Annotated in this window: 10 protein-coding genes and 1 rRNA gene; 9 read left to right on the plus strand and 2 right to left on the minus strand. The window is 62.0% G+C overall.

Annotation, left to right across the window (positions count from 1 at the left end):
• The 8 genes from rrf to OKC29_RS17330 form a co-directional block, all read left to right on the plus strand.
• Positions 1–83: ribosomal RNA gene (gene rrf, locus OKC29_RS23075) — 5S ribosomal RNA — on the plus strand; the annotation flags it as partial.
• A gap of 165 nt (positions 84–248) precedes the next feature.
• The gene (ebgR, locus tag OKC29_RS17300; RefSeq protein ID WP_073348614.1) at positions 249–1,214 is read left to right on the plus strand and encodes a transcriptional regulator EbgR; all 966 of its coding nucleotides are present in this window, start codon (positions 249–251) and stop codon (positions 1,212–1,214) included.
• Between the two features lie 321 nt (positions 1,215–1,535).
• Positions 1,536–4,610, plus strand: coding sequence for a beta-galactosidase subunit alpha (ebgA, locus tag OKC29_RS17305; RefSeq protein WP_073348615.1), 3,075 nt, complete (start codon positions 1,536–1,538; stop codon positions 4,608–4,610).
• Complete coding sequence (locus tag OKC29_RS17310) at positions 4,607–5,062, plus strand: beta-galactosidase subunit beta (RefSeq protein WP_073348616.1); 456 nt, start codon at positions 4,607–4,609, stop codon at positions 5,060–5,062. The genes ebgA and OKC29_RS17310 overlap by 4 nt, the downstream gene beginning before the upstream one ends.
• A 103-nt stretch (positions 5,063–5,165) precedes the next feature.
• A complete protein-coding gene (locus OKC29_RS17315; RefSeq protein ID WP_073348617.1) occupies positions 5,166–6,611 on the plus strand; it encodes an amino acid permease in 1,446 nt (481 codons plus the stop codon).
• A gap of 76 nt (positions 6,612–6,687) precedes the next feature.
• Positions 6,688–7,026 (plus strand): tRNA-binding protein, encoded by a 339-nt coding sequence (locus tag OKC29_RS17320; RefSeq protein ID WP_005342042.1) that lies wholly within the window; start codon positions 6,688–6,690, stop codon positions 7,024–7,026.
• Between the two features lie 166 nt (positions 7,027–7,192).
• A complete protein-coding gene (locus tag OKC29_RS17325) occupies positions 7,193–8,629 on the plus strand; it encodes an amino acid permease (RefSeq protein WP_073348618.1) in 1,437 nt (478 codons plus the stop codon).
• Positions 8,630–8,840: 211 nt separating this feature from the next.
• Positions 8,841–9,812, plus strand: coding sequence for a bile acid:sodium symporter family protein (locus tag OKC29_RS17330; protein WP_010635494.1), 972 nt, complete (start codon positions 8,841–8,843; stop codon positions 9,810–9,812).
• A gap of 57 nt (positions 9,813–9,869) precedes the next feature.
• On the opposite strand, the gene ovoA is transcribed toward OKC29_RS17330, so the two are convergent.
• Positions 9,870–12,020, minus strand: a complete 2,151-nt coding sequence (ovoA, locus tag OKC29_RS17335; RefSeq protein ID WP_073348619.1) for a 5-histidylcysteine sulfoxide synthase — start codon at positions 12,018–12,020, stop codon at positions 9,870–9,872.
• Positions 12,021–12,384: 364 nt separating this feature from the next.
• On the opposite strand from ovoA, the gene OKC29_RS17340 reads away from it, so the two are divergent.
• Positions 12,385–13,107: a head GIN domain-containing protein gene (locus OKC29_RS17340; RefSeq protein ID WP_073348620.1), complete on the plus strand. Its 723-nt coding sequence runs from the start codon at positions 12,385–12,387 to the stop codon at positions 13,105–13,107.
• A gap of 53 nt (positions 13,108–13,160) precedes the next feature.
• On the opposite strand, the gene fghA is transcribed toward OKC29_RS17340, so the two are convergent.
• A complete protein-coding gene (gene fghA, locus OKC29_RS17345; RefSeq protein ID WP_011704224.1) occupies positions 13,161–13,997 on the minus strand; it encodes an S-formylglutathione hydrolase in 837 nt (278 codons plus the stop codon).
• Position 13,998: the final 1 nt, after the last annotated feature.

A 13,998-nucleotide genomic window follows, 5' to 3' on the forward strand; every position in this document is an offset into this window, starting at 1 on the left:
TCCCATGCCGAACTCAGAAGTGAAACGCGGTAGCGCCGATGGTAGTGTGGCATTCGCCATGCGAGAGTAGGACACTGTCAGGCACCTATTTAGAAGAGGCCTCCCATTCGGGAGGCCTTTTTGCATTTCTGCGTTCCAAAAATCTGCCATGTCGCCGGCATTTTAGTAAAAGTGCTGGGCTATCAAGGGATTGCCCGTTACTCTTTAGCCGTTACCGATTAACACGTGATGCTGCCAGCGAGGTATTGATGGCTACGTTGAAGGAAATTGCACAGGAAGCGGGGGTTTCTCTCGCCACGGTATCCCGGGTACTGAACGAGGATCCCAGCCTGAGCGTCAAGGAAGAGACCAAGCAGCGGATCTTCGAGATTGCCGAACGGCTGGAGTACAAAACCAGCAGCGCCCGCAAGGGGGTACACAAGAGCAAGCTGCACTTTCTGGTGGTCTATGCCTATCCCCAGAGTACCGAGGTCAACGACCCTTACTATCTCGCCATCCGTTATGGTATCGAGACCCAGAGTGCCCGCCTCAATATCGAGCTGACTCATCTCTACAACTGTGGTGAAGGGCGCGAGCTGAGCGCCGTGGATGGCATTCTGGTAGTCGGCACCCTCACATCCGAGCGTCTGGCCCAGCTCAGGGCTTGTTCCAGCCAGCTGGTGTTTGTCGACTGCCGTTCACAGGGAGAGTTCGACTCGGTCGATGTGGATCTCGCCCTAATCAGCCAGCAAGTGGTGGATTATTTTATCGCGCAGGGGCATCAGCGCATCGGTTATATCGGTGGCCAGGATGAGAATCCTGATCTGCGTGAACTGGCCTTCCGGGAGTATGGCCAGCGGCTGGGGGTGGTGCAGGAGAGCGATCTCTATCGTGGGGACTTCTCCAGCGCTTCCGGCTACCAGTTGGCGAAGGAGATGCTGGTTGGCGACTGGCCCAAGGCGCTGTTCGTCGCCTCCGACTCCATCGCCATCGGTGTGCTGCGTGCCATCCATGAGAAGGGATTGGCGATTCCTCAGCAGATCGAGCTTATCAGCGTCAACGATATTCCGACCGCCAAGTTCACCTTCCCGCCGCTCTCAACGGTGCGGATCCACTCCGAGTTGATGGGCTCCCAGGGGGTCAATTTGCTGGTTGAGCGGCTGCGAGACGAGCGGGATATTCCACTCCGAGTGTTGGTACCGAGCAAGTTGACCCTGCGCGGCACCACTCGCTGATTTTAGTAAAATATTCTGCTTTTTAGTCGCGCCATCTTGCGGTGGTGCGACACATCTCCCAAGCAAACCTCTTTCCTATATCATCCCATAACGTCATATCATATTGTTTTATAGTTGATTTTATTGCAGATCAGCCAACTGCTATCAACATCCATGCCACTCATCCATATCTTGCCCTTCTTTATCTCCCGCTTCTGATCTCGCTCACAAAACCATCTGTTCATTGTGATCAGGTTAAAACTTTACCAACTCAAAGCTGATATTTAGTAAATGTTTATCTAGAGTTTACCCAGTCAAAGTTGCCTTGTTCCGGGAGGACATGTGAATAACTGGGAAAACGTCCAATTCGTTGGTGAAAACAGGCTGGCCCCGCGCGCCTACTTCTTCTCTTATGCCGACCACGCGCTGGCGGCCACCATGCAGCGCGAGCTGAGCCGCCGTTTTCTGGACCTTGGCGGTCAGTGGCAGTTCCACTACTTCGACCACCCCCTGCAGGTGCCGGAAGACTTCTATCACAGCCCCATGAGCGACTGGGACCAGATCACCGTGCCCAACATGTGGCAGATGGAAGGACATGGTCAGCTGCAGTACACCGACGAAGGTTTTCCCTTCCCTATCGACGTGCCCTTCGTGCCGACCAACAACCCCACCGGCGCCTATCAGCGCAGCTTCATGCTGAGCCCAGCCTGGGACGGCGAGCAGGTGATCATCAAGTTTGACGGGGTGGAGACCTACTTCGAGGTCTATGTGAACGGCCACTATGTCGGCTTCAGCAAGGGGAGCCGTCTCACCGCCGAGTTCGATATCAGTGCCTACGCCAAGGTTGGCGAGAACCTGCTGTCGGTACGGGTGATGCAGTGGGCTGACTCCACCTATATCGAAGATCAGGATATGTGGTGGATGGCGGGGATTTTCCGCGACGTCTATCTGGTGGGCAAACCGACCGCTCATGTGCAGGACTTCTTCATCCGCACTGCGCTGGCGGATGACAATCAAAGCGCTACCCTGAGCTGCGATATCCAGCTGGAGAATCTGGGGGCACCCGCCCGTGATCACCGTCTGGTCTGGTCGCTGCTGGATCAGGGCCGCGAGATCGCCAGCGGCTCGCTCGACCATCTCGCCATCGACGGCAAGTGTGACTGCCGCTTCACGCTGGATCTGGCCACCCCCCATCTGTGGAGCGCCGAAGACCCTTACCTCTATCAGCTGCAACTCTCCCTCTACAACGGTCAGGGCGACCTGCTGGAAGTGATCCCGCAGCGGGTCGGGGTGCGTGAAATCAAGGTCAAGGATGGCCTTTTCTACGTCAACGGCCACTACCTCAAGCTGCACGGGGTGAACCGCCACGACAACGACCACCTCAAGAGCCGCGCGGTCGGCATGGATCGGGTGGAGCGCGATATCGTGCTGATGAAGCAGCACAACCTCAACTCGGTGCGCACCGCCCACTACCCGAATGACCCGCGCTTCTATGAGCTGTGCGACCAGTACGGCCTGTTCGTGATGGCGGAGACCGACGTGGAGACCCACGGTTTTGCCAACGTCGGCGATCTCAGCCGCATCACCGACGATCCCTTCTGGGAGCCGGTGTTCGTGGATCGCATCGAGCGCCACGTGCACGCCCAGAAGAATCACCCCTCCATCATCATCTGGTCGCTCGGCAACGAGTCCGGCTACGGCTGCAACATCAGAGCCATGTACCAGCGCTGCAAGGCGATCGACCCGACCCGGCTGGTGCACTACGAAGAGGATCGCGATGCCGAGGTGGTGGATGTGGTCAGTACCATGTATTCGCGCGTATCCCAGATGAACTGCTTCGGCGAGTTCCCGATGGCCAAGCCGCGCATCCTCTGCGAATACGCCCACGCCATGGGCAACGGCCCGGGTGGCCTGAGCGAATACCAGCAGGTGTTCGACCGCCATCCCCACATTCAGGGTCACTACATCTGGGAGTGGTGCGATCACGGCATTCTGGATCAGGACGAGCAGGGGCGCCCCGTCTACAAGTACGGCGGCGACTACGGCGACTACCCCAACAACTACAACTTCTGCATGGATGGCCTCATCTATCCGGATCAGACCCCGGGGCCGGGCCTGCGTGAATACAAGCAGGTGATCTGCCCGGTCAAGGTGCGCGCGCTGGATTTGGCGAGCGGCAAGCTGGCGGTGGAAAACCGCTACTGGTTCTCCACTCTCGACGATATCCGCCTGCTGGTCGAAGTGAAGGCCGAAGGCGAACTACTGGCCAGCCAGCAGATCCGGCTGGAAGGGGTTGCCCCCGGTGCCACCACCGAGTTGCAGCTCGAACTGCCATCCCTGGATGGGCGGGAAACCTTCGTTCAGCTGCGGGTCATCAAGGCCACCGCCACCCGCTACAGTGCGGCGGAGCACGAGCTGGGCCAGTACCAGTTCCAGCTGAAGGCATCGACTCGCCAGCTGCAGCCCTTTGCCAACCCCAACGCTACCCCGTTGCATATCGCCGATGAGCGCCTCGCGCTGACCTTGAGCGGCAGCGGCTTTGCCCTGCGCTTCTCGCGCCTCGACGGCAAGCTGGTGAGTTGGCAGCAGGATGGCAATGAGCTTATCGAGCGGGCGCCGCGCCTCACCTTCTTCAAGCCGATGATCGACAACCACAAGCAGGAGTACGAGAGCCTGTGGCACCCGAATCACCTGCAGATCATGCAGGAGCACTTCCGTGGCTTAAGCTGGCGTCAGCTGGGTGACGCGGTCGAGGTAACGGTGGAGAGCCTGATCGCGCCGCCGGTGTTCGACTTCGGTATGCGCTGCCGCTACGTCTACACCCTGAGCCCGAATGGTCAGCTGCACGTGGCACTGTCCGGCCAGCCCTACGGCGGCTATGACGACATCATCCCCAAGATCGGCTTCGAGCTGGGCATTCGTCAGGATCTCGAACGGGTGCACTACTACGGCATGGGGCCGGGCGAGAACTATCAGGACAGCCGCCAGAGCAACTGGATCGACAGCTTCAACAGCACAGTCGGCGAGATGTGGGAGCACTACCCCTTCCCGCAGGACAACGGCAACCGCCAGCAGGTGCGCTGGGCGACCCTGACCAACCGTCACGGCGCCGGTCTCTACGTGCGGCCCGATGCCCCCATCAACCTGAGCGTCTGGCCCTACAGCTGGGAGCATATCCACGCGGCGCAGCACATCAACGAGCTGGAGCCGAGCGGTTATCTCACCCTCAATCTGGATCACAAGGTGCTGGGGCTCGGCTCCAACTCCTGGGGCTCCGAGGTGCTGGACTCCTGGCGGGTGCGCTTCGAGCCGTTCAGCTTCGGTCTGACCCTGCTGCCCATCGCCCGTGGCAACCTCAATCCGGCTGCGCTGGCCGGGCTCGATCTCACCATCAACGGCGGGAGGAACCTCGCATGATCACCCTGGATAACCTGACCCTGTTCAAAAACATCTACCGGGAGGGCAAGAAGTGGGGCCGCTGCGTGGAGGCCATCAACAACCTGGCGAACCTCAAGCCCGGTATCTGCCACTCCATCGGGGACTCCCTCACCTACCGCTTGCAGGAGGGGGCCAGCCCGGCCACCTCACTGTTCGAGGGGCAGCGCCGCTACTTCGACGTCCACTACTACCTGGAAGGGGAAGAGACGGTGGAGTGGGCTGCCAAGAGCGAGCTGCGGGTCGAGCAGGCCTATGACGACACCACCGACCGCGAGTGGCTGGCCGGCGAGGTGCGCGAGCGCCAGCAGGTGGGCAACGGGCAGGTGGTGATCTTCGAGAACGACGAGGCCTACCGGTTCGTCGGTGATGCGCCGGTGCGCAAGGTGATCATCAAGGTCACCGTCGAAGGCGGCTACTTCAAGAACAAATAACAAGCCGCCGGTTCTGCACAGATAAAAGCCGGAAGGGCGGGGCTCACCCTACAAATCATGCCCCGCCCTTTTGCGGCAATAACTACAGGTCTGGAGATGCACCATGTCTGATTCCAAACGTAATACGATAGGCAAGTTTGGTCTGCTGTCGCTCACTTTCGCGGCGGTATTCAGCTTCAACAACGTCATCAACAACAACATCGAGATCGGTCTGGCCTCGGCTCCGATGTTCTTTCTGGCCACCATTTTTTACTTCATTCCGTTTTGCCTGATCATTGCGGAGTTCGTGTCACTGAATAAAAACTCCGAAGCGGGGGTGTATGCCTGGGTGAAGAGCTCCCTCGGCGGTCGTTGGGCCTTTATCTCCGCCTACACCTACTGGTTCGTGAACCTCTTCTTCTTCACCTCCTTGCTGCCGCGGGTCATCGCCTACGCCTCCTATGCCTTCCTCGGCTACGAGTACATTCTCACCCCTGTGGCGACCACGGCATTGAGCATGGTGCTGTTCGCCTTTGCCACCTACGTCTCCACCAACGGCGCCAAGATGCTCGGCCCCATCACCTCGGTGACCTCGTCCCTGATGCTGCTGCTGACCCTCTCCTACATCCTGCTGGCGGGGGCGGCACTGGTGGGTGGCGTGCAACCGGCTGACCCCATCACGGTAGAGGCCATGGTCCCCGATTTCAGCTGGGCCTTCCTCGGTATCACTACCTGGATCTTTATGGCAGCCGGTGGCGCCGAGTCAGTGGCGGTCTACGTCAATGACGTGAAGGGCGGCTCCAAATCCTTCGTCAAGGTGATCATCATCGCCGGGATCTTTATCGGGGTGCTCTACTCCATCGCCTCGCTGTTGATCAACGTATTCGTGCCAAGCGGCACCCTGAAATATACCGGCGGCTCGGTGCAGGTGTTCGAGGGGCTGGCAGCCTACTTCGGCCTGCCGGAGATCCTGATGAACCGCTTCGTCGGTCTGGTCTCCTTCACCGCCATGTTCGGCTCCCTGCTGATGTGGACGGCGACTCCGGTGAAGATCTTCTTCTCCGAGATCCCGGCCGGCATCTTCGGCAAGAAAACCGTCGAGCTGAACGAGAACGGCGTGCCCGCCCGCGCAGCCTGGATCCAGTACCTCATCGTGCTGCCACTGATGGTGATCCCGACCCTGGGCTCCAACACTGCACAGGATCTGATGAACACTGTTATCAACATGACCGCCGCCGCTTCCATGCTGCCGCCGCTGTTCATCATGCTGGCCTACCTCAATCTGCGCCTGAAGCTCGATCACCTGCCGCGGGAGTTCAAGATGGGTTCGCGCACCACCGGCATCGCTGTGGTCTCGGTGCTGATCGCCATCTTCTCGGTGGGCTTCCTCGCCTCCACCTTCCCGACCGGTGCCGACATCATGACCATCATCTTCTACAACGTCGGCGGGATCGTGATCTTCCTCGGCTTCGCCTGGTGGAAATACAACAGATACGAGGCCTCCCTCAGTGCCGAAGCGCGTGCCAAAGAGGCCCAGCCGACAGCGCAGGTTGCCATGCAGACGCCATAGGCACGGCATTGAATCCCAATCAAACCGGGTGGCCGTTGGCCACCCGCAAACCGTTGAACCAGAAAAGGAAAAGAGCATGAGCGAGACGATCGAGTTTGCCGAATTCAAACGGGTCGAGATGAAGGTGGGCAAGGTGCTGGAGGTGGTTCGTCACCCCGGTGCCGACAAACTCTACATCGTCCAGATCGATGTGGGTGGCGAGCGGCCGCTGCAGACCGTCACCAGTCTGGTGCCTTACTACAGCGAAGAGGAGCTGATGGGCAGCGAGGTGGTGGTACTGACCAACCTCAAGCCCACCAAAATGCGCGGTGAGCGATCCGAGTGCATGTTGCTCTGCGCCGAGACCCCGGACGAGAGCCAGAGCGTGCTGTTGCAACCGCGGGTGCCGATGGCGCCGGGCACTCCGATCGTCTGAATGGTATTGCGAGCCGGTGCGGGAGACGGTACCGGTTCAGCAACGAGGCCGTCCACGCGGCCCGATCATAACAAGAGAGTAAAGCGCGGGGCCGACAGACCCTTGCCGAACACATCACAGAGTCACAGCGTTACCCGCAGGGAGCGCAAGTCCACTGGAGGACACCATGTCTGAATCCGTACGCGGCACCATAGGCAAGTTTGCCCTGTTGTCGATGACCTTTGCCGCCGTGTTCAATGTGCGCAACATCGTCAACAACAACATCGAGCTGGGGCTCAGCTCCGCCCCCATCTTCCTGCTGGCGACCCTCGTCTACTTCATCCCGTTCGTCTTCATCATCGCCGAGTTCGTCTCGGCCAATAAAAACTCCGAGTCGGGGATGTACGACTGGCTGAAAAAACCGCTCGGCACCCGGATGGCCTATCTGGGCTCTTTTCTTTACTGGTTCGTGAACCTGTTCTGGTTCGTCTCATTGCTGCCCAACGTCATCGCCTACGCCTCCTACGCCATGCTGGGCTATGAGTACAGTTTCTCCCCCATGGTCACCTCGATCATCTCCATCGTGCTGTTTGCGGCGGCGACCCACATCTCCACCAAGGGTGCGAGCTGGCTCGGCAAGATTGCGGAGATCGTGGCCTACGGGGTATTTGCCCTGTTCGCCATCTATGTGCTGGGCGCGTTGATGGCCCTGAGTGGCGATCATGTGCCGGCCCAGCCCATCACGCTGGAGGCGATGACTCCCACCGTCAACTGGGCGACGCTGGGCATCATGTGCTGGATCTTCCAGGCGGCGGGCGGTGCCGAGACCGCAGCGGCCTACCTCAATGATGTGAAGGGGGGCCAGAAGTCCTTCATCAAGGTGATCATCAGTGCCGGTATCGTCATCGGTGCCATGTATGCGGTCGGTTCCCTCTTGGTGAACGTGTTCGTGCCGCGCGAGAGCCTCACCTATGCCGGCGGCATGGTGGAGATCTTCACCGGCATGGCGCAGTATTTCGGGCTCTCCGAGGCGCTGGTGGGCCGCTTCGTCGGCGTGGTGCTGTTCATCGCCATGTTCGGTTCCATGATGATGTGGACCTCGGCGCCGGTGAAGATCCACTTCTCCGAGATCCCGCAGGGGGTTTACGGCGAGAAGACCACCCAGCTCAACGAGCACGGCGTGCCGGTGCGCGCCGCTTGGTGGCAGTTTGTCTTCGTGTTCGCGATGCTGGTGGTCAACGGCTTCGGCTCCGAGTCGGTGCAGCAGATGATGAACACCGCCATCAACCTTACCGCCGGCACCGCCATGTTGCCGCCGATCTTCATCATGGTGGCCTACTTCGTGTTCCGCTGGAAACATGACGACACCCCGCGCGAGTTCCGCATGGGGTCGCGCAAGTTTGGGATGGGCGTGGTGTCGGTGCTGATCGCCATCTTCGTGGTGAGCATGAGCGCCTCCGCCTTCCCGAGCGGGGTGGATCTGGTGCGCGCCTTCTTCATCAACGTCTTTATGACCGCGGTCTTCTCGGCGCTGGCCTACTGGTGGATCTCCCGCTTCGAGAAGCGCCAAGCCCGCAAGCAGGCCACCGGCACAGCCGGCGGCAAGCTGGCCAAGCAGAGTTGAAGCACAAGGCTGGCCGGATCCGGTGGCCAGCCGGGCTTGCTTAATTTCCGACAGATAAAGGGGCGTCGCTCAACTTTGCGCCTCCCGTTTATCGGGGTAAGCTGGAGATTCGTTTCAACAGGAGCTGTGCCACAGCTCCTGTTGTGTTTCCTGTCGTCCCCGATCACCGGCCCCGCGAGGGGACGGGATCTGCTTTCACCGGAGACCGCTCGTGCGTCTGGATCCCTTTACCTCTGTACTGATTGTGGTGGTCGCGCTGGCCTCCTTCTTCCCCTGCGAGGGGCAGGTGGCCGTCTGGTTCGGTCTGCTGACCAAGCTGGCGGTGGCGCTCTTGTTCTTCATGCATGGCGCCAAGCTGTCGCGCCAGAACCTGCTGGCGGGCCTCGGCCACTGGCGGCTGCACCTGGTGGTGATGGCCAGCACCTTCGTGCTGTTTCCGCTGCTGGGGCTCTTGCTCACGCCGCTGGTACCCCACTGGCTGAGCCCGGCCATCTACCTCGGTTTCCTCTACCTCTGTGCCCTGCCCGCCACCGTGCAGTCGGCCATCGCCTTCACCTCCATGGCCGGGGGCAATGTGTCGGCGGCGGTGTGCAGCGCCTCGGCCTCCAGCATTCTCGGCATCTTCCTCTCGCCGGTGCTGGTGGGGCTGATGATCAATGTGCAGGGGGAGGGGGTCGATACCTGGCACTCCATTCAGGCCATCATGGTGCAGCTGATGCTGCCGTTCGTGGTGGGCCACCTGTCGCGCCCGCTCATCGGTCGCTGGGTCGACAGCCATCGCCCGCTCATCGGCAAGCTGGATCAGAGCTCCATCCTGCTGGTGGTCTACGTCGCCTTCAGCGAGGCGGTGGTGCAGGGGATCTGGCACCAGGTTGGCTGGTACGATCTGGCCAGCATCGTGCTGCTGAGTTGCGTGCTGCTGGCGCTGGTGCTGGGCTGGAACGTCTGGATCAGTCGCCGCCTCGGCTTCAACAGGGCGGACGAGATCACCATCGTCTTCTGCGGCTCCAAGAAGAGTCTGGCCAACGGGGTGCCCATGGCCAACGTCATGTTCCCGGCCGCCAGCGTTGGGGTCATGGTGCTGCCGCTGATGATCTTCCACCAGATCCAGCTGATGGTGTGCGCCGTGCTGGCCCGCCGCTACCACGAGCAGGAGGCCGTGCCCCAGGTTCAGCAGGGGTAAGCGGTCCGGATAAAAAAGAGGGAGGCCATGGGCCTCCCTCTTTCGTTTGTCGCCTCGTCAGCGTTTGCGCCAGACGGTGAGCTGGGCCACCGTGTGCTGGTACTTGCGGGCGGTCTCGCGGATGACGAAGGGGACGTCCCTCGGGGGCATCTGCTCCTCGAACTCCGCTGCCAGCAGCCGTTGCAGCGCCTGATAGGTGCCGAGGGCCTCGCCGTTCTCACGCACACCGCCGAGCCAGTTGGCCTTGGGGGTGTAGTCGGTCAGCCAGGTGTAGGGGCTGGTGAGCACCAGCAGGCCGCCGCTGCGAAGGCGCGGAGCAATGTCCCGCAGGAAGCGGGCGGGTTCTCGCAGCCGGTCGATCAGATTGGAGGCGAGCACCAGGTCGTAGTCGCAGTACTTGGGCTTGAGGTTGCAGGCATCCCCCTGGCTGAAGTGGACGCGATCGGCCTGCTCACGGCCGAGCTCATGGCGGGAGAGGCGCGCCTCGCAATATTCCACCAGATCGCCTTCCACCGGCACCGCATAACGGAAGCTGTCCTGTCTTGCCAGGGTCAGGGCCACGTCGATGAAGCGGGCCGAGTAGTCGACCCCGTCCACGTGGGCGAAGCGGCGAGCCAGTTCGAAGCTGGCGCGGCCGGTGGCGCAGCCGATGTCGAGCGCCCGCTCATGGCGGCCGCAGAGCTCGCTGGCAAGACCGGCCAGAGCCTCGGCGTAGTTGGCGACCCCGAAGTGGGTCGGTCCGTACTGGAAGTCGAGATACTGAGCGACGAGCGTGTCGGTTTCATAGGGGTTCACGATGACGGGCTCCTGATGGCGGGATACCAGGTAGCGGAAGCCCGCGTGCTGGAAGAAGTGGCGACGGAAGGCGTAGCGGGAGGACTTGAGTGCCTCGTTGCCGGTGCTGATCCAGCTCCCTCCCTTGATGAGGGTGTGCTTGCCGTCGAAGGTGGGGGTGGAGAAGTCGTCGTAGAGGGGATGCACCTTGAACCCCTCGAAGCCGTCGATGGCGGTGCTGGTCCACTGCCAGACGTTGCCCACCAGATCGAAGAAGCTGCCCTGCGGGCAGGCATCCACCGGACAGGACGACGCGAAGCGGGCCAGGTTGATGTTGCCGGGCGCCTCGATCCAGTCCGGCTGATCGCCGGTCAGCTGTTCGCGCAGCAGCATCCACTCCGCCTCGCTCGGTAGCTGGACGGGCAGGCCGGTCTGGGCCGCCTGCCAGCGACAGAAGGCGGCGGCCTCCAGCTGGTTCACCTCCGCCGGCCAGTCCCAGGGCATAGGGACCTGCTCGGTCATCAGCCGCAGTTGCAGTTGCTCGGGTTCGAGGGGGTCACCGACCCAGAAGGTGGGCATGTGGGCCCTGGCATACTGGCGCCAGCCCCAGCCTTCGTCATCCCACCAGGCGCGGGTCTGGTAGCCACCCGCCTGCACGAAATCGAAAAATTCTGCGTTGCTCACCAGCATGCGACTGGCCTGGAAGGGGGCCAGTTCGATATGGCGCTCGCCGTATTCGTTGTCCCAGCCGTAGGTGGCGTCTTGTTTGCCGAGCCGCACCCGGCCACCGGCCACCGGCAGCAGGGTGTTGGCGGGCACCTCGTCACGGCGATGGCGCGCCTCGGAGCAGACCGGCCACTGGGGCTGGCTGCGCACCCAGGCCAGCGGCAGCTGGCGGATCAGCACGCTGGAGGTCTCGAGGTGGATGCGCTCGTGCTCTATCCCCATCAGGATGACCCAGGCCGGACTCTGCCAGTCGATGGGCAGGGTCAGCGGCATCCGCTCGATGAAATCACACACGAGCGCGCGCACCCGGCCGCGATAGTCGCGCAGCTCGCTGACGGAGGGCCAGTCGTAGTGGGTCTCGTCCAGATCGTCCCAGCTCATCTCGTCCACCCCGATGGCGACCATGGCCTCGATGCGGGCGTCGAGGCGGCCCTCGATGAGGCGGGCCGCCAGCAGCTTATTGATGAAGAAGGCGGCGGTGTGGCCATAGTAGAAGATGAGCGGGTGGCGCAGGGGGATCGCCTTGTCAAACCAGGCCCGCTCGTCGGCCAGGCAGTCGAACAGCGAGTCGTAGAGATCGAAGGTCTGGCAGAAGTAGGCGAGCAGCTCGCGGCGCTTGTGTTCGGGATCGCTGCCGGTCAGCAGCGGGGTACGGGTCGATTCCGGCAGGCCGGTGGCGGTGAAATAGAGAAGAGTGGCTTGGGTCACGCTCTGACTCCTTGTTGGCAGTGAAGACTGACAAGACAGTGGTAATGGCATTACCGCAATGGAGAGCTTTGTACGCACAAGGTACCACTATTGGCTCAACAGACCGGCGCGGCAACCAAAAACTTCCACGGCTTGTCAGCATAGCGACCCCGCGAACGGCTCGCCAATCGCTCCTCCACCTGCTCGTTTGGGGATGGTCAGATTCGCCAGATTATGGTCTGAATGGCTCTCCATTTGCTGTGATCATGTAGCGTAAAAATGAATATATTCTTGTAAATCATGCGGTTGATTAACTGGCACAGGCTTTGCGATGGATGCTGCCCAAGGGGCCACGACTGGCCAATACACAATGAGGAGAGTGGCGATGAAATGGATAATAGGCGTGGTGCTGGCGGTCGGGCTCAGCGGTTGCAGCTGGCTGGATGATACCCGGGTGAGCGGGGCGGGGGCCGTGATCGAGCAGCAGCACGGGGTGGGCCGGCAGGTGACCCGGGTGCTGGCCGGCGTGCCTGCCAGCGTTCATCTGGTGGCCGGCGAGCCGCGCGGGCTGCGCATCCGCGGGCAGGAGAACCTGCTGCCCTACCTGGTGCTGAGCGAGCGGGGCGACAAGCTGGAGATCGAGGTGAAGGACGGTTACCGGCTCGATCCGACCGAGCCGCTGGAGATCACCATCACCCTGCCCGCGCTCCATGAGCTGGCGCTGGCAGGGGTTGCCAACGGCGAGCTGCGCGGCTTCAAGGGGGAGACGCTGGTGCTGTCGGTGGCCGGGGTCGGTGACATCGTCGCCGACGGGCTCGAGCTGGATCGGCTGGAGGGCAACATCGCGGGCGCCGGCAGCCTGGATCTGGGAAGCAGCACGGCCAGGGCGGTCGAGCTCAACATCGCCGGCTCGGGGGATGTGCTGGGGGCCGAGCTGCAGGGGCGCGAGGTGGAGGTCAATATCGCCGGCAGCGGCGACGTGGAGGTCAGGGCTCAGGAGCGGCTCAAGGTCGGCATCGCCGGCTCGGGCTCGGTCAGCTACTGGGGCGATCCCGTGCTGCAGAGCGAGATCGCCGGCTCCGGCGAGGTGAGCCGGCAGGGCAGCTGACTGGTTTTGTCTACCGACCAGAAAAAAACAGGCCCGTCACGGGCCTGTTTTGATCAGAGGTGGCGGGCGTGAAAGCGCAGGTGCGCCTCGATGAAGCTCGCCACGAAGTAGTAGCTGTGGTCGTACCCGGCGTGGCGGTTGAGCTCCAGCGGCCACTCCTTGCCGGCGGCCGCATCGGCCAGGGCGTCGATGTGCAGCTGTTCGGCCAGGAAGGGATCGTCCAGCCCCACATCCACCAGGGTCGGCAGCGGTGTCACCGGGTGGTGGCGCAGCAGCTGGCAGGCGTCCCACTCCTGCCACAGCAAGGGGTTGTTGCCGAGGTAGGCGCCGAGCGCCTTCTGGCCCCAGGGGCAGCGGCTCGGGTGGCTGATGGGGCTGAAGGCCGACACCGAGCGGTAGCGGCCTGGCTCGCGCAGGGCGGCGATGAGCGCCCCGTGGCCACCCATGGAGTGGCCGCTGATGGCACGCTTCGTCGAGACCGGGAAGTGGGTCTCGATGAGCTCGGGCAGCTCGCGGGTGACATAGTCGTACATCTGGTAGTGATCGCGCCAGGGATGCTGGGTGGCGTTGACGTAGAAGCCGGCGCCCATGCCGAGATCGTAACCGGGGTCGTCCGCCACGTCTTCACCGCGCGGGCTGGTGTCCGGCGCCACCAGGGCGATGCCGAGTTCGGCGGCGATGCGCTGGGCGCCCGCCTTCTGCATGAAGTTTTCATCGGTGCAGGTGAGGCCGGAGAGCCAGTAGAGCACGGGTACCTTCTGGCCGGTGAGGGCCTGGGGCGGCAGATAGATGGCGAAGCGCATCTCGCAACCCAGCACCTCGGAGGCGTGGCTGTAGCGCTTGTGCCAGCCGCCGAAGCTCTTGTTGCTGCTGATTATGTCCAGATTCATC

The sequence above is a fragment of the Aeromonas sp. QDB34 genome (assembly GCF_027705405.1).
Taxonomy (GTDB): domain Bacteria; phylum Pseudomonadota; class Gammaproteobacteria; order Enterobacterales; family Aeromonadaceae; genus Aeromonas; species Aeromonas hydrophila.